Origin of the sequence: Janthinobacterium woesei, assembly GCF_051380875.1 — a bacterium.
Lineage (GTDB): Bacteria > Pseudomonadota > Gammaproteobacteria > Burkholderiales > Burkholderiaceae_D > Janthinobacterium.
The window spans coordinates 80124-101370 of sequence record NZ_JBNYXW010000016.1 but is presented as its reverse complement, the minus strand read 5'-3'; the positions used below and the strand labels follow the sequence as shown (position 1 = coordinate 101370).

Annotated in this window: 20 protein-coding genes; 7 read left to right on the top strand and 13 right to left on the bottom strand. The window is 62.4% G+C overall.

Going from position 1 to position 21247, the window contains the following annotated elements; genetic code table 11:
* Positions 1-4 precede the first annotated feature (4 nt).
* From ACQ4W6_RS19100 to ACQ4W6_RS19055, 10 genes are all read right to left on the bottom strand, one after another.
* Positions 5-1351: a TadA family conjugal transfer-associated ATPase gene (locus ACQ4W6_RS19100; protein ID WP_436568808.1), complete on the bottom strand. Its 1347-nt coding sequence runs from the start codon at positions 1349-1351 to the stop codon at positions 5-7.
* A gap of 50 nt (positions 1352-1401) precedes the next feature.
* Positions 1402-2562, bottom strand: coding sequence for a CpaE/TadZ family protein (locus tag ACQ4W6_RS19095; RefSeq protein ID WP_436568752.1), 1161 nt, complete (start codon positions 2560-2562; stop codon positions 1402-1404).
* 37 nt (positions 2563-2599) lie between these two features.
* Entirely contained in the window at positions 2600-2881 is a 282-nt protein-coding gene (locus ACQ4W6_RS19090) for a pilus assembly protein (protein WP_436568751.1), read from the bottom strand.
* A gap of 10 nt (positions 2882-2891) precedes the next feature.
* Positions 2892-4439, bottom strand: coding sequence for a type II and III secretion system protein family protein (locus tag ACQ4W6_RS19085; protein ID WP_436568750.1), 1548 nt, complete (start codon positions 4437-4439; stop codon positions 2892-2894).
* Between the two features lie 24 nt (positions 4440-4463).
* Complete coding sequence (gene cpaB / locus ACQ4W6_RS19080; protein ID WP_436568749.1) at positions 4464-5318, bottom strand: Flp pilus assembly protein CpaB; 855 nt, start codon at positions 5316-5318, stop codon at positions 4464-4466.
* A 16-nt stretch (positions 5319-5334) separates the two neighbouring features.
* Positions 5335-6690 carry a DUF8689 domain-containing protein gene (locus ACQ4W6_RS19075; protein ID WP_436568748.1) on the bottom strand — a complete coding sequence of 452 codons (1356 nt, stop codon included), beginning with the start codon at positions 6688-6690 and terminating at the stop codon, positions 5335-5337.
* Between the two features lie 27 nt (positions 6691-6717).
* Complete coding sequence (locus ACQ4W6_RS19070) at positions 6718-7311, bottom strand: A24 family peptidase (protein ID WP_436568747.1); 594 nt, start codon at positions 7309-7311, stop codon at positions 6718-6720.
* A gap of 133 nt (positions 7312-7444) precedes the next feature.
* Positions 7445-7606, bottom strand: a complete 162-nt coding sequence (locus ACQ4W6_RS19065; protein WP_436568746.1) for a Flp family type IVb pilin — start codon at positions 7604-7606, stop codon at positions 7445-7447.
* A gap of 407 nt (positions 7607-8013) precedes the next feature.
* Positions 8014-8682 carry a response regulator gene (locus ACQ4W6_RS19060; RefSeq protein WP_436568745.1) on the bottom strand — a complete coding sequence of 223 codons (669 nt, stop codon included), beginning with the start codon at positions 8680-8682 and terminating at the stop codon, positions 8014-8016.
* 52 nt (positions 8683-8734) lie between these two features.
* Complete coding sequence (locus ACQ4W6_RS19055; RefSeq protein ID WP_436568744.1) at positions 8735-10414, bottom strand: sensor histidine kinase; 1680 nt, start codon at positions 10412-10414, stop codon at positions 8735-8737.
* Between the two features lie 278 nt (positions 10415-10692).
* Here ACQ4W6_RS19055 and ACQ4W6_RS19050 point away from each other — a divergent pair, with 278 nt between their 5' ends.
* Genes ACQ4W6_RS19050 through ACQ4W6_RS19040 form a run of 3 tightly spaced genes read left to right on the top strand, consistent with a single transcriptional unit; the run spans position 10693 to position 13153 of the window.
* The gene (locus tag ACQ4W6_RS19050) at positions 10693-11190 is read left to right on the top strand and encodes a TadE/TadG family type IV pilus assembly protein (RefSeq protein ID WP_436568743.1); all 498 of its coding nucleotides are present in this window, start codon (positions 10693-10695) and stop codon (positions 11188-11190) included.
* Positions 11187-11804: a TadE/TadG family type IV pilus assembly protein gene (locus tag ACQ4W6_RS19045; protein ID WP_436568742.1), complete on the top strand. Its 618-nt coding sequence runs from the start codon at positions 11187-11189 to the stop codon at positions 11802-11804. Before ACQ4W6_RS19050 ends, ACQ4W6_RS19045 begins: the two co-directional genes overlap by 4 nt.
* Entirely contained in the window at positions 11804-13153 is a 1350-nt protein-coding gene (locus ACQ4W6_RS19040) for a vWA domain-containing protein (protein WP_436568741.1), read from the top strand. The genes ACQ4W6_RS19045 and ACQ4W6_RS19040 overlap by 1 nt, the downstream gene beginning before the upstream one ends.
* 28 nt (positions 13154-13181) lie before the next feature.
* Here ACQ4W6_RS19040 and ACQ4W6_RS19035 read toward each other — a convergent pair whose 3' ends face one another.
* The 3 genes from ACQ4W6_RS19035 to ACQ4W6_RS19025 are packed head-to-tail and all read right to left on the bottom strand — an operon-like array spanning position 13182 to position 17195.
* Positions 13182-15329 (bottom strand): TonB-dependent receptor plug domain-containing protein, encoded by a 2148-nt coding sequence (locus ACQ4W6_RS19035; RefSeq protein WP_436568740.1) that lies wholly within the window; start codon positions 15327-15329, stop codon positions 13182-13184.
* Between the two features lie 45 nt (positions 15330-15374).
* Positions 15375-16814, bottom strand: a complete 1440-nt coding sequence (locus ACQ4W6_RS19030; RefSeq protein ID WP_436568739.1) for a M56 family metallopeptidase — start codon at positions 16812-16814, stop codon at positions 15375-15377.
* Between the two features lie 3 nt (positions 16815-16817).
* The gene (locus ACQ4W6_RS19025) at positions 16818-17195 is read right to left on the bottom strand and encodes a BlaI/MecI/CopY family transcriptional regulator (RefSeq protein ID WP_436568738.1); all 378 of its coding nucleotides are present in this window, start codon (positions 17193-17195) and stop codon (positions 16818-16820) included.
* Between the two features lie 278 nt (positions 17196-17473).
* Between ACQ4W6_RS19025 and ACQ4W6_RS19020 the strand changes: the two genes are divergently transcribed.
* The 4 genes from ACQ4W6_RS19020 to ACQ4W6_RS19005 all read left to right on the top strand — a co-directional run bounded on the left by ACQ4W6_RS19020 (position 17474) and on the right by ACQ4W6_RS19005 (position 21244).
* Positions 17474-18847, top strand: coding sequence for a DEAD/DEAH box helicase (locus tag ACQ4W6_RS19020; protein WP_436568737.1), 1374 nt, complete (start codon positions 17474-17476; stop codon positions 18845-18847).
* A 232-nt stretch (positions 18848-19079) separates the two neighbouring features.
* Positions 19080-19859, top strand: a complete 780-nt coding sequence (gene otnI / locus ACQ4W6_RS19015; protein WP_436568736.1) for a 2-oxo-tetronate isomerase — start codon at positions 19080-19082, stop codon at positions 19857-19859.
* A gap of 132 nt (positions 19860-19991) precedes the next feature.
* The gene (locus ACQ4W6_RS19010; protein WP_436568735.1) at positions 19992-20825 is read left to right on the top strand and encodes a hypothetical protein; all 834 of its coding nucleotides are present in this window, start codon (positions 19992-19994) and stop codon (positions 20823-20825) included.
* Positions 20783-21244, top strand: a complete 462-nt coding sequence (locus ACQ4W6_RS19005) for a hypothetical protein (protein WP_436568734.1) — start codon at positions 20783-20785, stop codon at positions 21242-21244. Before ACQ4W6_RS19010 ends, ACQ4W6_RS19005 begins: the two co-directional genes overlap by 43 nt.
* Positions 21245-21247 lie beyond the last annotated feature (3 nt).

The window sequence follows — 21247 nt, the reverse complement described above, 5'->3', positions numbered from 1 at the left end:
CGCGTCAGCGCCCCGATCCGGTCGGTTCGAACAGCGCACTGGAGACGCCGATGCCGAAGCTGTTCAAGCGCTCGAGGAAACGCGGACGAATGCCGCTGGCCGAAAAATGGCCGACCACGGTACCGCCCTCGCCCACGCCCGTCTGCTTGAAGCTGAAGATTTCCTGCATCGTGATCACATCGCCTTCCATGCCCGTGATTTCCTGGATTGAGGTCACCTTGCGCTTGCCGTCGATCAGGCGCGACACCTGCACCACTACCGAGACGGCCGAACTGATCTGCTGGCGGATGGCCTTGCTGGGCAGGTTGGCGGCCGCCATGCTGATCATGTTTTCCAAACGCGTAATGGCGTCGCGCGGCGTGTTCGCATGGATCGTCGCCATGGAACCTTCATGACCCGTGTTCATGGCGCCCAGCATGTCGAGCGCTTCGGCGCCGCGCACCTCGCCCAGAATGATGCGGTCGGGGCGCATGCGCAAGGCGTTGCGCACCAGCGCCCGCTGCGACACTTCGCCCTTGCCTTCGATATTCGGCGGCCGGGTTTCCAGGCGCACCACGTGCGGCTGCTGCAATTGCAGCTCGGCCGCGTCTTCGACTGTGACGATGCGTTCGGTATTGCCGATGAAGCCGGAGATCACGTTGAGCATGGTGGTCTTGCCGCTGCCCGTGCCCCCGGAAATGAGGATATTCATCTTCGCCTTGCCCAGGCCCTGCAGCACTTCGGCCATCTCGGCCGTCATGCTGTTGTAGGCGACCAGATCGGCCAGGCGCAGCGGATCGACGGAAAAGCGCCGGATCGACATCACCGGCCCATCGATGGCCAGCGGCGGGATGATGGCGTTCACGCGCGAGCCGTCCGGCAGGCGCGCATCGACCATGGGGCTCGATTCATCGATGCGGCGGCCCACGCGCGAGACGATCTTGTCGATGATCTTCATCAGGTGGGCGTCGTCATTGAAGACGACATCGGTCAGTTCCAGCTTGCCGCGCCGCTCCACATACACCTGCTTGTGGCCGTTGACCAGGATATCCGACACGCTCGGATCGGACAGCAGCGTTTCCAGGGGGCCGAAGCCGAGCATCTCGTTGCGGATGTCGCGCGTCAGGTTCTTGCGCTCGACATCATTGATGACCACCGCTTCTTCGTCCAGCAAGCGCTCGACCAGGCTGCGCAATTCATCGCGGATCTGTTCCTGCGTCAGGCGTTGCATGCTTTCCAGGTCGACCCGTTCCAGCAGCAGCGAGTGGATGCGCTGTTTCAGCTCGCGGTAGCTGCGGTTGTCGATGGCCGGCGCGCGCTGTGGCGTCAGGGGGGCGATCTTGCCGCTGCCGAGCCGTTCGCGTATCGACAGCGTGGACGTAGGGGAGCTTGTCATGGGAATGATCCTGTTCTAAATCGTGGTTAGCCGCGCTGCAGCACGCGGCTCAGCCAGCCTTGACGCACGGGTTCAACGCTGACGCCGGTCAAGCTGGCGGCAAATTCCTGCAGCGAACGCGTGATGGGGCTGGTTTTGTCCAGCTGCAAGATGGGTACGCCCTGGTTGACCGAGGCGGCCGCCGAGGCATAGTGATTCGGCACCGTGCGGTCGATCGTGGTGCCGTATGCCGCTTCCAGGTCTTGCAGGCGGATTTCGCCACCCTTGTCGTGCCGGTTCACGATCAGGCGGATCTTGTCCTTGTCGTATTCGAGCGAACGGAACATGCCCAGCAGGCGCTTGCCGTCGCGAATGTAGGGCAAGGTGGTTTGCAATATCGGGAAAATCATGTCGGCATGATCGAGCGCGCGCACGCTGACCGCGTCGAGGTTGCGGCCCACGTCGAGCACGACGAAATCGTACTGGCGCCGCGCCAGCTTGATGATGGCGTCGATATGCTCGGGCAGGACTTCGCTGGCATGGGCCGGATCCTCTGGCGCGGCCAGCACGCTGAAATTGGGCAGCACATTAAGCATGCTCGAGGCCAGGAACGAGGGGTCGAGGCGGTGGATGTCGCGCGTCACGTCGGCCAGGGTGGCCAGCGGCTTGTTTTCCGAAACAAACAGCGAGGCATCGCCGAAGTGCAGGTTCAAGTCCAGCAAGGCAACGCGCTTGTGGCCACTGGCCGCCAGGGCATAGCCCAGGTTGGTGGCGATGAAGGTGGCGCCGCTGCCGCCCTTGCACGAAATGAAGGCCAGCACCTTGCCATTGCCATTGTCGCGCCGCTCGAGTTTTTCCTCGATGCGTTCGAGCGCCGGGTACATGCTGGCGGCCGCAGCCGGGAACGGCAGCACTTCGCGCACGCCGGCGCGCATGGCCTGCAGCAGAAATTCCGGCGAATGCTGCGGGCAAAGCAGGATCACGGCCAGGCGCGGATATTGGTTGCTGAGGCGTTCGATGGCAGCCAGGTCGGCGCCGTCGTTGCCCGGCCGGTCGAAGACCAGCACATCGGGCAGTTGCTGCGCCGAATACAGCTGCTCGAGCGGACCTGCGCCGGCGTCGACGTCGTCGTCCGGATTGCGGCCGCGCACCAGCCGGCCCAGTTCGGCCAGCGCTTTTTCATCCCTGGATATGATGACGATTTTCACGATATGCCTTGCTTGTTTTTTTGTGACGGCGCCGTTCTCACTGGCGTCCACCGATGCCGATAGTAAATCCGGCCGCTTGCGGAACGGGGGCGCTGAAGCTCTTCTGGTAGGCCTCATACGCGGCATTGCCTGCCTTGCCGTCCATGCCTGCCACCGGATCGCGGTTCAGGGCCGCCTGCGGGTTAAGTACTTGCTGGGCGCGCAGCAAATCGACGCTGCGGCCAAAGTTGCGGTCCAGGCGCGGCGTGGTGCCGCAGCCGCTGGCGGCCAGCGCCAGCAGCAGCACGCACAGCATGGGAAGTGAGGGAGGACGCTGCATGGTCTGTTTCCTATTGAATGTCAAAACCGGTTGCCGGTGGGGCCGGCGCTGGTTGTGCGGCTTGGGGCTTGGCGGAACCTTCCATCTTCCCTTGCAAGAAGAATTGCGCGCGGCTGGGCGCGACATAAGCATCCGTTGGCAGCACGTAGTCGCCAGCCAGCGGCTTGACCAGGTGCGGCGTGATGATGAACACCAGTTCGGTGCGGTCGGTCTGGAAGTCGCTGCTGCGGAACAAGGCGCCCAGTACCGGGATTTCGCCCAGCATCGGCAATGCCTTGATATTCGTGGTCACGTTGTTCTTGATCAAGCCACCGATGGCGAAACTCTGGCCATCGAACAATTGCACCGTGGTGGTGGCGCGCCGCGTGGTAAACGCTGGCAGGATCGCGCTGCCGGTGGTGCCGCCGATGGTGATGCCGATCCCATCCTTGTTCAGTTCGGACACTTCCGGCGCCACCTTCAGGTTGATGCGCCCGCCTTCAAGCACGGTCGGCGTGAACTTCACGGCGATGCCGAATTCCTTCTCCTCCAGGGTCACCTTGTTGGTGGTGCTGTCTTGCGCTACCGGAATGAAAATCTTGCCGCCGGCCAGGAAGCTGGCTTCCTGGCCGCTGATCGCCATGATGTTCGGTTCGGCCAGCACTTTCACCAGGCCATCGCGTTTTTGTGCATCGAGGGTCAGGAAATTGCCATTTTTTCCATTGAAACCATCGACCAGGCTGGGATTGCCGCTCAACAAATTGGACAGCAGGCTGTAGGTCCAGTTGCCGCTGGTGGCACGCGCGCCGATGCTGGCGCCCAGTTGGTCGACCAGGGTTTTCGATACCTCGGCAATCTTGACTTCCAGCATGACCTGCTGCGGCGCCGCGATCGTCAGCATATTGATCACGCTAGTGCCCGAACTGGCAGCGCCGGCAGGTGTGGCCATAGGCGCAGGCGTGGTCATAGGCGCAGGCGTGGCCGACGCGCTGGCGCCGGCTGGCGCGGACTCGGGCGTGCCGCGCTGGGCGAACGCCTTGGCCATGGCCAGTATCTGGCTGGCCTTGACCGAATCGGACACCATGCCCGACAGCACAATGGCGCCAGCGGCCGCGCTGGCCTTGACATCGGTTTCGCGGGGAAACACCTGCGCCAGTTGCGCCTGCAAGCCGTCGGCATCGACGTCGACCTCGATATCGACAATCACCGGCCGGTGATCCTTGTCCCACAGAATCAGATTGGTACTGCCCGGCGCGAGGCCCCAGATATACAACTCGCTGGAGCTGCCCAGCATCCTGGCGCCAGCCACCTTCGGATCATTGACGGCGATCTGGGAGACGGGGCGGGTCAGGCTGCGCAGGGTCGACTTGCCGACGGAAAGGCGGATGGCTGGCCCCAACCTGGCAATGTCGGCGCCCAGGGACAAAGGTGCCACCGTCTCGGCGGCCTTGAGGGCGATGTCAGGCTTTTTTGGTGCAGGCGCAGCGCAGGCGCCAAAGTGCCACAGCATGCTCGCCGTCAAGCCACTCACGGCCAAGGCCAGGCGTGGCTTGACAATACGGGTACGAAATGAGGTCATCAACTATCCCTGATTCTGGTTTGCTTAAAATTGCTGGACGCGCGTGTCCATGCCGGTGATCACTTTGACGCTTTCGGCAGGGGCCGCGACTGGGGGGGCGGCCGGCCGTGCCGGTGCGCGCGGCGTAGCGGAAGCAGCCGCCCGCGGCACGGCAGCCGGCACCAGCGGCTTCAGTCCCAGCAGCGACTCCTTGGTCGCGCCGCCCGTATTGACGGGCGCCGGATCGATCTGGTTGCGCAGTACCAGCGACAAGGTGCCCACGCTGCGCGCCAGGTCGAGCTTTTCCACCTGGTCTGGCGTCAGTTCCAGGGTCACGGCATTGACCACTTTCGGCTTGTTGTCGTCACGGTTCGATTCCTGCGCCACGGCCAGCACCAGGATGCGTTCCAGGACGATCTTGGAAATGGCCAGTTCGGCGCCGCCTGACGCCTTGGCGCGGTCGTCCTGGGTATTGACCAGGATATCGACGAAGTTGCCTGGCAAGGCAAAGCCGGCCACGCCGACCACGTCGTTGACGCGCACGGTCATGGCGCGCTTGCCGTCGGCCACGATGGACGATAGGCCACCCGTTGTCCCCGGCGGCGCAAGCTTGCTTTCCAATACAGGTTCGCCAAGACTGATGGAGGTGCGCGTGATGCGCCCATCAAGCCCCTTGCTGTCGCTAAAGGCGCCGGGCGGCTGCGCGCCGGTCGGCCAATCCATGCTGCGCAGCATGAGCGGCGTCACCTTGCTGCCCACGCCGATATCGATCAGGGCCACCATGACCTTCTGGCTGGACGGTGTATTTTGCCCCCCCATCCAGATCGCCGCCGCCAGCACGGCCGCGCCGGCCAGCACCAGCGCCAGCAACAACATGAGTAAAGCACGGGTATTTCTCATCGATTTTCCTCTGACTTCAGCTTGATTTCGGTTCGCGCCGCTCTTGCGCGGCCTTATCTTCAGCGCCATCGCGCTCATTGGCACCGGCAAAATAGTTGCTCCAGGCCCAGTCCAGCACCGCTTCGTTGAGCTGCACCGCAGTGCCTTCATAGCGCGCCAGGTCGCGTACCTGGCGTATCAGGTCGCGCGGATAGCAGGCTAGCAACGGCGTGTTGCCGCGCGCATGGCGCTGCAATAAAAAGTCAAAGGCAGCCGCGTCGAAGTCCACGCCGTAGGCCAGGCAGGTCTGGCGAAACACGGTTTCATAATCAGCGGCGCCGAGCGCGGGCACTTCGATCTTGTAGCCCAGGCGCCGCAGGAAGGCCGCGTCCGACAGGCGCTCGGGCAAGAAATTCGATGAAAACACCACCACCACGTCGAACGGGACCTGGAAGGTATGGCCGTTGTGCAGCGACAGATAATCGATGGCGCGGTCCATCGGCACGATCCAGCGGTTCATCAGTTCCAGTGGCGAACAGCGCTGCCGCCCCAGGTCATCGATGATGAAAATGCCGTTGTTTGCCTTCAGGTGGGGCGGCGCACGGTACAAACGCGTCACGCTGTCGAAGCGCAAGTCGAGCATTTCCAGGGTCAGCTCGCCGCCGGTGAGCACCGCCGGGCGGCGCACGCCGCGCACCCAGCGCGCATCGAGCTGCACGACTTTCTCGATGCCTGCCGGCACTTCCTGACATTGCGCGGCCGGCACATGCAGCACCGGATCATAGAAAGGCACGACTTCGCCATCGACCATGATCGCGTAAGGCAGCGCTATCGCCCCCTGCAGCAGATCTTGCAGGCGCTCGGCCAGGTAGGTCTTGCCGCTGCCGGCGGCGCCATAAATGAAAATGGCGCGCCCGGAATTCATGGCCGAACCCAGCTGGTCGAGCACTGTCGGGTTGACCACCACGCCGTCGAAGCTGGCCTGTACCCGTGAGCGGGTGACATGCATGTTGGCTACGCTCTGGCCCGACACTTGCGCGTTATAGGCGGCCAGCGGCACCGGGCATGGCCCGGCATAGGCATTGCGCGCCAAACACTCAAGCGCGCGCTGACGGCCACTGTCCGTCAATTGGTAATGGATGTCGGCATCGGTGCCGCTGGCGCCGCGACGCATCACCTCGCACATTTTTTCCAGCCGAATAAAGGCGATCACGGGGTCGATCACCCCCAGGCCCAGCTTGACGTAGGCGGCCAGCTCGGGCAAATGCAGCTGGCCGCGCTGGAACAGCACCTTGACCAGCAATTCGACCAGGAACAGGAAGGGCAGCCCCGTCTCTTCGACCGTGCGCGGGGCGCGCAGCGACGCTGGCGCCGGGAGCACGTCAGCAGACATGGGCAAACTGCCAGGACAAGATACGCATTACGCAAATATCCCCAGCTGGCCGCTGGCGGCCAGCAACAGGTAGATCAGCGTGCCGCTGGCAATGGCGATCGCATACGGCAGTTTGCCGCTAGCCGCGGGGGGGGCATCAATGCCCGGCCTCTGGCCTGCGATCCCACGCATGAGACTATTCAACAACAGGTGATAGCTATTGCTGGTGACCTGGCGCAGCGTGCCATGAAAGGCTGCCACGGCCAGCGCCAGCACGCCACCGGCGAGCAGGCTGAACAGCATGGCGCCCAACACCGCTTGCGGTCCGACAAATGCACCCACCATCGCCATCAATTTGACATCGCCGGCACCCATGGTCTTGAGCATATACATCGGCATCAACAGCGCCATACCCAGCGCCAGGCCGGCCACTGCCGGCCACAGGCCGATCGCGCCGGGTGCCGCCATGAACAGGCCCGCACCAGCAGGCAACAATGCATTGAGCAATAATCCGGCCAACGCGCCTGGAAACACCAGGCGATTCGGAATGCGGCGGCTGCGCACGTCATGCCACACGGCCACTAGCAGCAAGCTGGCCAACAAGACCGCTGGCGACCAAATCAGGAAAAAATGAGCGGACATGGAATCTTCAACACGGTGAAAACGACGGCCAGACCACAAACAAAAATGGTCCGGCGCCATGCGACATGGCCCGGACCATCACACCGGCAATCGCACAAAAACAGTGCCGACTGCCTGGCGGCGCGAGTTGAAATTATTTGAGTCTCGCAGCAATGTTAGTGAATACGGTAGACAGGCCACCGGTCAGATATCCTATCGCAGTAACCAGCCCGGCGGTAATCAGTGCGGCGATCAGGGCGTATTCGATGGCGGTAACGCCATCTTCTTCAGCGATAAAGTTTTTGATGAAATTCATGATTAATCCATTCAGAGTGAGTTTTAACAACGTCATGTGGGACTGCTGATGCAACCAGTAAATGGATCAACTTTATGGACCCTTGCATATGGCCAGGAGTGCAATCAGGCACACCACGGCTATCAGCGACAACAACAAGGCGTGTTCGAAAAATGAGCTGCCACGTTGATCTTGCAAGAAGTACGCAAGACCGCGCGCGCCATCATTTTTCAAGTACATTCCCCCGCTCCTGTCAGTGTTCGCAATATCAGTCTGGCTAGCTCAGCGACAATTACCGATTGCTGATGGAAGTATTATATGAAGGTAGCTATTGATATAAATCAGACAAAAGTCATTTTCTAGGCAGTACAAAAGAGCTTTTTTTCCCAAAGGAAACTACTACATTTGTACTGGCACCCGCTATTCACCTACTTTGCGAGCCCGTTCTTGACGGCATACACATACAGCTCCAGCCGGTTGGCCACGTCCAGTTTGCTGTAGATCGAGGTTAAATGGTTGCGCAAGGTTTGGTCGGAAATAAAGGCGCGCTGGGCGATCGCCTTGTTCAGCGCGCCATTGCCATCCACCATCATGGCGACGATCTTGCGCTCCTTCTGCGTCAGCGAGGCGATCCTTGCCGCCTCCGGATCGGGCGCCGGCGCCGGCTTCATCAGCGCCCCCAGCATGCTACCCAGCAATGCCTGGTCCAGGCAAACCTCGCCGCGATGCACCCGCGCGATGACGTCGATGACTTCTTCCGCCGTCGCCTCCTTGCCGATCACGCCGCGCGCACCGCCGCGCACCGCCCGGCTGAGCACGTCCTGGTCGCGCGTGCCGCTGAACATCACCGCCCGCGTGACGCCATTGGCCAGCAGCGCAGGCACGAAGTCGACGGAACAGAGGCCGTCCAGGTCGACGTCGAGCACGATGACATCGGGCTGCACGCTATTGACCAGCGCCAGCGCACTGTCGATCGTGCTGGCGCTGGCGACCACTTTCATCGGCGGCTCGGCGCCCTCCAGCAGCTTTTCCAGGCCCCATAACATCGTCTTGTGGTCATCGACCAGCATCACGCGAATGGCATTTTGAATCGACATGCTTTACCTCTTTCCTTGAAGCCCATCCCCGCATCCCATCTGACGCAGGCTGTTAAACCGGAATTTCAATGCGCACCGCGGTCGCGCCGCCGGCGGCCTGCTCAACCTGCACGCTACCGCCCAGCGCCGATGCGCGTTCAGTGATCGAGGCCGGGATGAACTCGCCGCTGCCGGACGCATCGGACGCGTTCTCTATGGATATCGACAAATAGTGCGCGCCGCACGCCAGCACCACGCGGCCGTCGCGGGCGGTGGTGTGCTTGCGAATATTGCTCATGCCTTCATTCACGATCTGAAGCACTTCCGCCGCCAGCCTGTCGCTCACATCAAAACCGCGCGCCGCGACGATCTCGATATCGATGCCAAAGAATTTCTTCAGCTGTTCCGCCTGGCGCCGCAGCGCCACCAGCAATTCCACTTCTTCGTGCTGCGCGCCGGCCCTGACCGTCTGCGCCATCTGGCGCAGGTCGCCGATCACCTGGCCGCTCATGTCGAGCAGCTTGTCCAGGTCGTCCAGCAAGGGACTATCCGGCGCGGCCCTGGCGCGCAAGGCGCTCAAGCCATGGCGCAGGCCGATATACGGCTGGATGGTCGAGTCGTGCAAGTCGCGCGCAATTTTTTGCCGCTCGCGGTAGGCGGCGTCGGAGGCCAGTTTGTCGAGAATGGCAATGTTCTCAATCAAGGGAAACACTTGCGCCACGATATGCGCGAGGAACTTGGCATCGGCGCGGGAAAAGCGCTGCCGCGGCGAAATCACATAAATGCGCCCCTTCCCCTTGCGCAAAGGCAAGGGGATGCTGACGAAGGACTGGGCATCGAGCAATTCGGCCAGCGCCGCGCCATGCGTGCCATCGAGGCGCTGCCACTTGCCGCCGCGCTCGATTCCCGCCAGCGCGCCACCCCAGCCAAGGCGCGTGCGCAGCGACGGCGCATACAGCACGCTCTGGCTGGCGCCGAACACCATCAGCGGCGCCACTGCGGCCTCGCTCATCTGGCTGACGCGTCCGGCACTGCCATTGAGCGCCGTGCGCAACTGCCAGTGCGCAGCGCTGCCTTCGCGCATCACCAGGATGCAGCTGCTGGCGCCGAAGAAGATCCGGGTTTTCTCCAGGATCGAGGCCACCGTATGGTCGACGCCAAAACGCGGATTGGATTGCTGGCTGACCTCGCGCAGCAAGGCCAGCCGGCGCTTCTGCAACAGCCCCAGGCCACCCCAGTAGGCGATCATGTAGCCGAGCGCCATGACAAAGGTCGTGCGCAACAACAGATGCGAGATGCTCAGCACCTTATTTGACGCCATCGACGCCAGCGCCAGCAAGACACAGGACGCCAGCGTGATGCGGGCGCCCTCGTCCAGGCCGCGCTGGAACGACGACGTCAATATGACAAAGAAGAAGAAGGGGAAGAAATAGCTTTCGCCGCCGCCGGTACAAAACACAATCAGCCCACACCACAGGACATCGAGCCAATAGATCGACTTGCCATGAACGAATGAGCGATTGAAATACAGGAGGAGAAACAATAGTGCACTGTGCAACACGTAAGCGCTCAAGATCAGCAAGGCAACCTGGCTCGGTCCGCCAAGATTGGCGGGATTGATAATCAGCGTCAATAACGCCGTCACCGCCAGCAGCAGGCGCATGCCGAAAATCATTGTCAAGTCTACATGATCCTCCATGGGCAAGCCCGCGTCGGCATGCTGCTCTCCTTGCAGTTGTTGCTTGTGCTGCATCCTGATTTCATCACTTTGTAAAGGTGCCATTGCCTGGATAGCGCCAGGACAACGGTTATTTATTTTTAATTTCCATGCCAACCGCATATTACTCTCTGGAAGCCACGCAAAGGTATGCCGAGCAACTTATTTACTACATAAATTGCAATTAACTTGATTTTTAAGCACTTTAATTCCAACCTCGCTAACCGAAAGCAATATAAAATGAACTTCGGCAAGTTGATGACAGGCCAGTCATCGCATGCGCGCCAGCGCTTGCCTTCACTCGGACACCAGATATGAACTTCAGCAAGGCTCCGGCCAGCCCCACCCGACCACCGCCAGGCAGACTACGCCAGTGTGGCTCCACCATTGTCGAATTCGCCATCATCGCGCCGGCCTTCCTGCTGCTGGTGATCGGCATCATTGAGATGAGCATGGCGTATTTCGCCAACCTGACCATGCAGCACGCCGTTCGCGAAGGCGCGCGCTATGCAGTGACGGGGAGCAGCGACCTTGATCCGAGCAGCAGCAACCAGCAGCGCTACCAGGCGGTCATTCAAAAAATGAAAGATAGTTCGATGGGCATGTACGACAAGGTCAGTCCCGTCATTTCAGTGAATGGCAGCACCGGCACCAACGCCGGCATGTTCGGCAACGCCGGTGATATCGTGGTCATCTCCGTCGATTGCAGCTGGCCGTTTGCCACGCCGATGATTGCCGCCTTCTTCAAGGACGGCAAGGCGCACTTCGTGGTGGCGGCGACCATGCGCAATGAAAGTTTTGGCGGCTTATGATGCGGACAAGAACGTTTCCTTTTTCACGCCATGCCGCGCGCGGCATTGCCGCCGTGGAATTCGCCATCGTGCTGCCGCTGCTGGCGCTGCTGCTATTCATGGTCGTTGACCTGTCGCGCGCCATCCAGGCCAAGATCATTTTGCTCAACATTAGCCGGGAAGGCGCCAACCTGGCCGCGCGCTCCACAGCCGACCTGAGCGGCTCAAGCCAGACTATCATGAATGCCCTTGCGGCCAGCACCCCGCCGCTGGACATGAGCGGACGCGGCATGATCTACATCACCAAGATCATGGGCTACACGGCCAAGAGCGGCTTGCGCAATATCGTGTTGGAACAATACCGCTGGAGCGCCGGCGTAAATGCCAGCGGCTATCAGCCTGCCAGCCAGGTCTGGCAATGCGGCAGCTGGGACAGCGGCGGCACGTGCACCAATATTGCCAAGACCGACAGCGCCCCCGTGGTGTCCCTGATGCAGGGCATGTTGTCCGATGGCGAACTGATCTACGCAGTGGAAACTTTCTATAATTTCGACATGCTGTTCGGCACCCTGAAAGTCGGCGACAGCACGACGCCGGTGCTGGGTCCCAATCTTACTTCGATGACGGTATTTTGATGCGCATTCCACACAAGAAACAAGGCGGGCAAGTCCTGGTCATGGTGGCGCTGACGGCTATCGTCCTGATCGCCTCGGTCGGCCTGGCGGTCGATTCGGCGCTGGGCTACTTCGTCAAGGCCAAGCTGAATGCGGCGGTCGACTCGGCCAGCCTGGCGGCGGCGCGCGGCGTCACGCTGGGCGACACCCAGGCGGCGCAGGCGGCCAATGCGCGCCAGTCGGCCAAGGAGTTTTTTGACATCAATTACCCCGACAAATTCCTGCTCTCGACACCCGTCCTGAACCCGGTCGGCGTAAGCTTCGACAAGGGCACGGTGACGATCGACGTCTCGGCCAGCGCCTCGCTGCCCGTCTCGCTGATGGGCATACTCGGCTTCAAGACCCTGGAGGTGGCGGCCAGAGCGCAAACCATCCGCAAGGACCTGGATATGGTGCTGGTGATGGATACCTCGGGTTCGCTAAATGGCAATAAGGATGCAGTCAAGGCTGCTGGCAAATCATTCCTGAACAAGTTCAATTCCAGCGTGGACCGCGTTGGCCTAATGCATTTCGCCTATGGTGTGGAAAACGATCTCCCCTTTCCCCTTGATCAGACCAAGCGCGGCTTCGACCGTAGCAAGGCCACGATAAAAATAGACAGTTTTATTTTCGATGGCGGCACCAATTCGGCCGACGGCATGTTCCAAGCCCGCAAACAGCTGAACGACATCAGCCAGATCAACCGCTCCAGCCTGCGCGTCATCGTGTTCTTCTCCGACGGCTCGCCGGCGGCCTTTTCGTCATACTTCCCCACCGTCGCCGGCAGCCCATGCACAACGGCCGGCTCGATTGCCACTGTAACAGTAAATAATAGTGCGCCATTGTTCGGCCTGTATAAGACCGACGTGGCTTATGCTGACCTGAAACCGTTAACAGACTCTACATGCAAGGCAAATAAAATATCCAAGCTTCCCAATTGGTATAACACCTACGACGCGACGGCGCAGGAGTTCCCCCTCGTGACCAACACGCCGCGCAAGGTGACCGATTCGCTGTCCACGCCGCTGGAACAATGGACCAATGTGCACCGCGCCTCGCGCAACCTGGTCGAAGCGATGGCGGCCAAGGCGCGCCAGGACGGCATTTACATCTTTACCCTGGGCATGGGTGCATCGTTGAAAAACAAGGAGGGTCCGGACAATGAATTAGGCGAAGACTTGCTGCGCTGCCTGGCCAATTCGACCGATGCGAAGGCCAGTTGCCAAAAGTCGGCCGAACCTAGAGGCCTGTACTGCTACGCCGCCACCGAGAGCGACCTGAGCCCCTGCTTCACGCGCCTCGCCTCGGCCATCCTGCGCATTTCCAAGTAAGCTCGGCACGCATGGGGATGAACAGCGCTTACAGTGTCCCCTCCAGCATCAGGCGCAGCGTGCGGTAGCTGCCCGTATCGAGCGTGCGCAACATGCTGCCCGCGCCATCGGCATACCGGCTGCCTGTGGCGTAATCCTGCTGTAACAGGTTGGCGCCGGACAGGCGCACACGCAGCCTGTCGCTGAACTTCCACAGCGCGTAAAGATCGAGTTCACGCTTGACGCCCACATACGCCAGCAGCGCGCTTGAGCTGCGCGAGCGCCCGCCCGCCTGGTAATTGAGATTACCGCCCAGACTCAAAGGCAAGCCGGCCAGCCGGTAATCGCCTCCCAGGTTGGCGCTCCACGGCAGTTGGCTATCCAGGTGGTTGTCCGGGCCGGCGATGGCGGCGACGCGCGACCAGTTGCGCGCCACGTTAGCCCGCAGATCGAGCGCGGGCGCGCCTTGCATGAGCGCTGCCAAGGGCAGCCTGGCTTCCAGCTCGATGCCGCGCACCTGCGCGTCGCCCTGGTTGACGGGTGTGGCCACCCAGCGCCCGCCGCTCTGGTACAGCTGGTCGCGCATCACGCCGCTGATGCGCCGCAGCGAGCCGCTCACGCCCAGCATGGCTCCCTTGGCCGGGTAGTATTCATACGCTGCATCGAGCCCCCAGGCCAGCTCCGGGCGCAGGGCAGGATTGCCCTGGTTGTCGGGATTGGTGGCGCTGTTGCCATTGTCGACCGTATAGCGGCGCGGCATCAGCTCGAAAATCTCGGGCGCCTTGTAGGTGCGCGTGATGGCCGCGCGCAACTGGTCTTCAGTGCGCAATTTCCACAGGCTTTGCAGCAGCGGACTCCACACTTGCGAGCGCACGTCGACGGGTTTACCTCCTCCTTCGGCGCCGCCCGTGCGGCTGGCCGTACGCAAGCCTTCCCAGCGCAGGCCAAGGTATAGCGACCAGCGCTTTGAAAGACTCCATTCATCCTGCGCATACAGGGCCAGGCGCGTGGCGGTGGCTGCATAGTCTTCATCAGACAGCACCGGCGTTTCAGAGGGGGAAAACTGGCGCTCGCGGCGAAAATCGGCACGCCGGCGCCGGCCGGCATCCCAGCCGGCGGCCAGCAAATGGTGTTCGCCCAGCTGGCGCCGGTAACTGCCACTGAAGGTGGCGCCGACGTCATCGACGCCCGAATCGACCAGATGGGTCGAGCGCAGCACGCGGCCCGGACCGTAGCCTTCGAAAATGAAGTCGTTGGCGCGATGATTGAGCTGCACGCCCAGCTTGACGTCAAGGCTGGCGCCCCGCTCCAGCTTGCGCAGCCAGTGCAGGTCACTGCGGAGGGTAACACTGGCCTGGTCGAAGTCACTGTGGTTATCGGGATAGTTGCTGTTGCCACCCACATACGCCGTTTCCAGGCCCCCGTGGCGGTTCGCCACACGCTTGACGCTGAGCAGGCTTTGCCAGGCCAGGCTGTCTTCGTTGGCCAGCGCCCAAGTCAGGCGCGGCGCCAGCTCCAGAGCGTTGACGCCGACCGTTTCGCGCTGCGGCGTATGGCGCAGCACGGTGGTGTTGCCATCCATATCGACGTTGCGCCCCCATTCCTCGATATCGACGCGGCGCGCCGTGCGGCTGGCGGTACCGGCTAGTGCATACGAAAGCTTTTTCTGCTTGCCCGACCATTGCAAGGTGGCGCTGCCGGCGTTCAGTCCATGGCTGTTCGAGGCGCCCAGCTTGAACTCGCGCTGCGGTTTTGCCGTCGTTTTTTTCAACACGATATTGATCGAGCCGGCAATTGCCTGCGCGGAAAATTCGGCGGTGGCGGCGCGCTGGATTTCCACGCGTTCGACCAGTTCCGGGTCGAGGCTGTCGAGCGCAAAGCCGGCTGGCACAGGCACGCCGTCGAGCATGATCAAGGTATAGCCCTGCCCCAGGCCGCGCAACTGGATTTGACCGCCCTGGCCGGCGCCGGGCGCAGCGCCAATCGTGATGCCGGGCAGGCGCTTGAGCACATCGGACAGGGCGCGGTCGCCTTGCCGTATCAATTCATCGTGACCGATGACGATGGCCGAGACCGTATCGTTGCGGCGCTGCGCGGTTTTATCGGCGCTGACGGTGACCGAGGGAACAAGATCGTCGGCGCACACGGGGGCCGACCATGGCAGCGCGAGGCTGCATAGCAGTAAGGTATGACGCATGAAAATCCTAAGTAGCGTGGAGAAAAGCCGGGGTTAGCAACGCAATTAGCGGCCGAACTGTTCCTTGCGCATGCGCAGGGCGCGCACGCTGGCATTCGCGTCCAGCCCGGCCAGCCGGCTTTGCGGGTCTTGCAACTGGTCGTTGTGCCAGGCCTGGAAGTGCAGGTGCGGCCCGGTGGCGCGGCCCGTGTCACCCACGGTGCCGATTAGCTGCGCGCTTGTTACGGCGTCGCCGTTGCTGACGTTCACGCTATCGAGGTGGGCGTACAGCGATTGCCAGCCACCGCCATGGTCAACGCGCACAGCCTTGCCCAGGCGCGCATCCTCGCTGACAGTGGCGATGCCGTCCGCCACCGCCTGCACGGGCGTGCCCCGCCTGGCCGCCAGATCCAGCCCACGCAAGCCGTTCGGGTTGGTAGGCCGCACTACGCCAAAGAAACCGGTGACGCGCATGCTGGCCAGCGGATTGCGCCAGGCCATCGGCGCCGTCGCTGGCGGGGCCGTGATCTCAGCCGGCACAGTCGCCGCCGTCCAGGCCAGGGCCGGCTGCAGCGCCAGGCTGGCGGCGCCGATGGCGCACAGCACCAGAGCCGTCAGCGCGCGCAGCGCTGGCGCCATGCACGGCTGGCCATCGCGCAGGCGGACCAGACGGTCGATCATGCCGTCCTTGCTGCCGCCGAAGGCCAAGCCCCTCAAGGACTGTGCCTGCAAGCCCAATTGCTTCACCAGCGCCGCTGCATATTGCTGGCGCTGGCGCTGCGAACGGCCAGCCAGCACGTGGCGGTCGCAGCCCAATTCCTGCGCCCAAGCCAGCTTGCCGGCCAGCCAGCGCGCAGCCGGATTGAACCACAGCAGCGCCTGCAAGATCGTGGCCAGCAGCAGGAACAATGGATCGCGACGGCGCGCATGGGTCAGTTCATGGGCGATCACCAGTTGCTGCTGTTCGGGCGTGAATTGCGCCAGGTGCGCCGGAAGCAGCAGGCGCGGGCGCCACACGCCCACCAGCATCGGCGAAATCGGCGCGTCCACTTGCAGCACCTCCAGGCCATGCAAGCGGCGTGGGTGCGCCAGTGTGAGCAGCGTGTGCATCATGGCGCGACCGCGCTGATAGCGCCATGCTGAGTAAGCCAGGCCCAGCAGATAGATCAGGCCCCACGCGGTGGGCACCAAGGCCAGCCAGGCAGCGCCGGATGGAACGCTGGCCGCCACCGCCGGCAAGGCCATGTCTGCAGGCGCGATGAATGCCTGGTTGACCAGCGCCACAGGCACGGCCACCTCGGGCACCACGCTCAACTGCTGGCTGTCGGGCAGCAGCGGCAGCAAAAATGCGGTGGTCAGCACCAGCTGCGCACCGAGCCATACGCTGCGCTGGGCCGCCAGCGCCGGCCAGCGCCGTTGCGCCAGGCTCAGCAAGCCCCACAACAGCAGACCGGTCAGAAGGCAGGCGGCGCTGGCCTGCAACAGGGTAAGTGAGAAGAGCAGCATCGCTTACTCCTTTGCGTCAGCGGGCCAGTCCTGCAGCAATTGTTCCAGCGCCGCCAACTCCTGCTGGTCCACCAGTTTGCTGCCCGTAAACATACTGACCGGCAAGGGACTGTCGATTTCCATCACGCGCCGGCCGAAATCGTGGGCAAACGCGGCCAGGGTGGCCACCTTGTCCACGTTCGCCTCATACACCAGCACGCCGTGCACGCTGCGTTGCAGCAGCATGCCCTTGTCCAGCATGCGTTCGAGCGTCTTGCGCGTGGACGAAAACGACCAGCCCAGCTCTTCTTCCACGCGGGCATGTAATTCGCGCGCGGACAGGGGCTGCTCCTTCCACAGGGCTTTCAATAACGACAGTTCGGTAACGGATGGCGTGGCCATGGAGACTCCTTATGTGACGAATGAATCAATTATGCGACATGCGTCACACGCATGCAAGCGAAATCTGCGACAGGTGTCGCACGCGTGTTCGGCCACACGAGCGGCGCCCTGCACCTTGCAAACTTGAAACAGTTGGAACGCTTTTATGCAAGGCTGTTATACTTCGCGTGTGCGGCACATATGACCAGTCCCCTTGCCGCTGTCTTTCGACCCCTAATCTGATTGCCTGCGACTGGCGCCCCACGATGGCGACAGGCCGATCTCACAATAAAGTTACCATGTCCTTTTCCTCCCTCGGATTGTCCGACGCTATCGTTCGTGCCGTTACCGAACACGGCTACACCGTACCGACCCCGATCCAGACACAGGCGATTCCCGCCGTGCTCGCTGGCGGCGACTTGCTGGCCGGTGCACAAACCGGTACCGGCAAGACGGCCGGCTTCACCCTGCCCCTGCTGCACCGCCTGTCGACCGACGCAAACGGCGCGGCTATTACCAGCAACACCTCCACGCGCCCTATCCGCGCCCTGATCCTGGCACCGACGCGCGAACTCGCCGCGCAGGTCGAGGAAAGCGTGCGCACCTACGGCAAGTACACCAAGCTGAACTCCACCGTGATCTTCGGCGGCGTCGGCATCAACCCGCAAATCAAGCAATTGAAGCATGGCGTCGACGTCCTCGTCGCCACGCCGGGCCGTTTGCTGGACCACATGGGCCAGGGCACGGTTGACTTGTCGAAAGTGGAAATCCTGATCCTGGACGAAGCCGACCGCATGCTCGACATGGGCTTCATCCGCGACATCAAGAAAGTGCTGGCCGTGCTGCCGCCGAAACGCCAGAACCTGCTGTTCTCGGCAACGTTCTCGGAAGAAATCAAGGCCCTGGCCGATGGCTTGCTGAACAAACCAGCCATGATTGAAGTAGCGCGCCGCAATTCGACCGTGGAAGTGATCCAGCAAAAGATCCATCCGGTCGACCGCGACAAGAAGCATCCGATGCTGTCCTACCTGATCAAGTCGAACAACTGGACGCAAGTACTGGTATTTACGCGCACCAAGCACGGCGCCAATAAACTGGTCGAGCAACTGGGCGCGGACGGCATTGGCGCCCTGGCCATCCACGGCAACAAGAGCCAGTCGGCGCGCACGCGCGCGCTGTCCGAGTTCAAGGATGGCACCTTGCAAGTGCTGGTCGCCACCGACATCGCCGCGCGCGGTATCGATATCGACCAGTTGCCGCACGTCGTCAACTACGACTTGCCGAACATTCCAGAAGACTATGTGCACCGTATCGGCCGTACCGGCCGTGCCGGCGCCAAGGGCGAAGCCGTCTCGCTGGTCTGCGTGGATGAGCACGAAATGTTGAAAGACATCGAAAAGCTGATCAAGCAAACCCTGCCGCGCGAAGTCATCGAAGGTTTTGAACCGGACCTGAACGCCCGCGCCCAGCCTGTGCAATTGCGCAGCGGCACCGGCGGTCACCGCAACAACAGCCGTGCGCCAGCCGGCGCCGTCGTGCGCGTGAAAACCGGCGGCAGCGGCGCCAAGCCACGCAGCGCCGGCCCATCGGGCGGTGGCGGTGGCGGTGGCAACCGTTCGGGCAATGCGCCACGCTCGGCGGCGAATCACCGCTCCGGTGGCCGCGGCCGCTAAAACGCTGCCTTAAAGCTACTGCGCGGGGCGCTATTGCGTTTGCGTTGCTCGCCGTACTCCAGTACGGCTGCGCGACTCAACGCAATATCACTCCCGCTCGCTACGCTTTCAGGCTGCGTTTGTGTTTGTCAAAAACCGCTCCAGAACTTGCTTCTGGAGCGGTTTTTTCATGCCCGCCACCAATTGCCAAATTGGGCTAGGATAATAGCTATTCTCTTTTTGCGCCCAGACCATGCCGAACTTCGCTGCCAATCTCAGCCTGCTGTTTACCGAACTGCCCTTCCTCGAGCGTTTTTCCGCCGCGCGCAAGGCGGGCTTCGATGCCGTCGAATTCCTGTTTCCGTATGCCATCGAAGCGCGCCAGATCAAGGCGCAGCTTGAGCAGCATCAATTGCAGCTGGCCCTGTTCAACCTGCCACCGGGCGATTGGGAGCGGGGCGAACGCGGTATCGCCTGCGATACGCGGCGCGGCGAGGAGTTTCGCGCCGGCGTGCAGCGGGCGCTCGAGTATGCGCTGGCGCTGGGCGCGACGCAGCTGCACTGCATGGCCGGCATCGTACCGGCCGGCATGCGCCTGGAGCGGGCTCGGCAAAGCCTGATCGGCAACCTGCAATTTGCAGCCGACGCCTTGCGCCCGCATGGCATCAGCTTGCTGATCGAACCGATCAACCATTACGACATGCCCGGTTACTTCCTGAACCATAGCCAGCAGGCGGCCGATATCATCGCCGACTGCCAGCGCGGCAATATCTTCCTGCAATATGACATTTATCACATGCAGCGCATGGAAGGCGAACTGAGCAATACCATCCGCGCCCTGCTGCCCCTGATCCGCCACATCCAGATCGCCGATACGCCGGGCCGCCACGAGCCGGGCACGGGCGAGATCAACTACCGCCACCTGTTCAAGCTGCTCGACCAGGTCGGCTACACGGGCTGGGTCGGCTGCGAATACCGTCCCAGCGGCGACACTGTTGCCGGACTGGGCTGGCGCGAGCAATTAGCGCGATAACGGCGGGAACAAGGGCAGCCGTGGCCGCTGTTGCAAGCAGCTGATCGCACGGCGCTTGCGCCCGCACAAGGCGCGCAAGGCCAGCCAGCACCACAATACCTTTCCATACAGTATTTCCTGTCGAGAGGTGCCGTGCCTTCCCTGCCCACCCGCTATTGCGCCATCGCCTGCCTGCAACTGCTGTTGCTGTCCGGCTGCACCACCGCGCGCACGGACCTGGCGCAAGTGCGCGCGCTGGCCGCTGGCGAAAAAGCCTTGCCAGCCTTCGGCGAACTGGCGCTGCGCCACCGCGACAGCTATGCGCGCCTGCGGCCCTACCTGTCGCCGCCGCAGGACGCCAGCGAAAAGGTGCTCGACCAGCAACGCCGTGCCATGCATGCGGACGTGGCGCTGATCCAGCGCGGCATGTCGCTGTACTTGCAGGCCCTGGGCCGGTTGGCGGGCAAGGACCGCTTTGCCCTGGACAGCGAAATCAACGCGGCCGGCAGCGCCATTCGCGCCTGGCCCGACAGCGGCATCGTCGACCGCGACGTGATGGCATACACCGTCGTGCTGCGCCTGCTTGCGCGCCTGCAGGGAGAGGCTGACCAGCAGGCGCAACTGGCACAGGTGCTGCGCGAAGGCGACGACGCCGTGCAAACGCTGCTGTCGACACTGGCAAGCCTGCTGCGCCTGTACGACAAGGCAGGCGATAACGAGCGCGATATCGTGCTGGGCCTGCTGGAAATGGACCTCGCCTTTACCGACACGCCACAGCTGCGCTTGCTGACGGTGCTGGCCAAAACTGTGCAGCAAAGCAAAATCGAGGAATACCAGCTATATGGCTTGCGCCACACGCTGGCACGGCAACAACTGGCAGCATTGGCGCGCGAACATGCGCGCTTGGCCACGGCTGCCACCCCCACTACCACCACGGAGGCACGATGGATGGATCATCAGGCAGCGAACGCCGTGAAGCAGCCCTGAGCAGCGCCATGCGCGTGGAGCAACTGGCCGACAGCCTGTCGCAGGCGGCCGTCACCTTGCATGGCGCCGTCATGCGCGCCATCCGCAAGCGCGCCAGCGAGGGAGAAAACGCCATCAGCCACAGCCAGGCGCAAGCCGTGTTCGCGCTGGAAGTGGCACTGCGCCAGCAAGCCAACGCGCTGTATGCCGATGCCGCAGGGCATACCGTCGTGGGCCTGGACACGGCGCAGCGCCAGCTCAGCGGCCTGCTCGACACGGCACGCCTGAGCATTGCCCGCAACGACGACGTGCGGCACTGGATCAGCCTGGCTACGAGTTTGTTGCACATGGGCAGCGCCGTCCTGGCCGGCAACCCCGAACGCATCCTTAGCACCTTGGGCAAGGTGCGTGAGCGGCTGCAAGAGATGGCGCCAGGCTGATTG

Bases quoted from the DNA above. Each gene is read 5' to 3' on its own strand.
- ACQ4W6_RS19090 (WP_436568751.1), bottom strand. From the start codon at position 2,881: ATGCAGCGTCCTCCCTCACTTCCCATGCTGTGCGTGCTGCTGCTGGCG.
- ACQ4W6_RS19085 (WP_436568750.1), bottom strand. From the start codon at position 4,439: ATGACCTCATTTCGTACCCGTATTGTCAAGCCACGCCTGGCCTTGGCC.
- cpaB (WP_436568749.1), bottom strand. From the start codon at position 5,318: ATGAGAAATACCCGTGCTTTACTCATGTTGTTGCTGGCGCTGGTGCTG.
- ACQ4W6_RS19075 (WP_436568748.1), bottom strand. From the start codon at position 6,690: ATGTCTGCTGACGTGCTCCCGGCGCCAGCGTCGCTGCGCGCCCCGCGC.
- ACQ4W6_RS19070 (WP_436568747.1), bottom strand. From the start codon at position 7,311: ATGTCCGCTCATTTTTTCCTGATTTGGTCGCCAGCGGTCTTGTTGGCC.
- ACQ4W6_RS19065 (WP_436568746.1), bottom strand. From the start codon at position 7,606: ATGAATTTCATCAAAAACTTTATCGCTGAAGAAGATGGCGTTACCGCC.
- ACQ4W6_RS19060 (WP_436568745.1), bottom strand. From the start codon at position 8,682: ATGTCGATTCAAAATGCCATTCGCGTGATGCTGGTCGATGACCACAAG.
- ACQ4W6_RS19055 (WP_436568744.1), bottom strand. From the start codon at position 10,414: ATGCAGCACAAGCAACAACTGCAAGGAGAGCAGCATGCCGACGCGGGC.
- ACQ4W6_RS19050 (WP_436568743.1), top strand. From the start codon at position 10,693: ATGAACTTCAGCAAGGCTCCGGCCAGCCCCACCCGACCACCGCCAGGC.
- ACQ4W6_RS19045 (WP_436568742.1), top strand. From the start codon at position 11,187: ATGATGCGGACAAGAACGTTTCCTTTTTCACGCCATGCCGCGCGCGGC.
- ACQ4W6_RS19040 (WP_436568741.1), top strand. From the start codon at position 11,804: ATGCGCATTCCACACAAGAAACAAGGCGGGCAAGTCCTGGTCATGGTG.
- ACQ4W6_RS19035 (WP_436568740.1), bottom strand. From the start codon at position 15,329: ATGCGTCATACCTTACTGCTATGCAGCCTCGCGCTGCCATGGTCGGCC.
- ACQ4W6_RS19030 (WP_436568739.1), bottom strand. From the start codon at position 16,814: ATGCTGCTCTTCTCACTTACCCTGTTGCAGGCCAGCGCCGCCTGCCTT.
- ACQ4W6_RS19025 (WP_436568738.1), bottom strand. From the start codon at position 17,195: ATGGCCACGCCATCCGTTACCGAACTGTCGTTATTGAAAGCCCTGTGG.
- ACQ4W6_RS19020 (WP_436568737.1), top strand. From the start codon at position 17,474: ATGTCCTTTTCCTCCCTCGGATTGTCCGACGCTATCGTTCGTGCCGTT.
- otnI (WP_436568736.1), top strand. From the start codon at position 19,080: ATGCCGAACTTCGCTGCCAATCTCAGCCTGCTGTTTACCGAACTGCCC.
- ACQ4W6_RS19005 (WP_436568734.1), top strand. From the start codon at position 20,783: ATGGATGGATCATCAGGCAGCGAACGCCGTGAAGCAGCCCTGAGCAGC.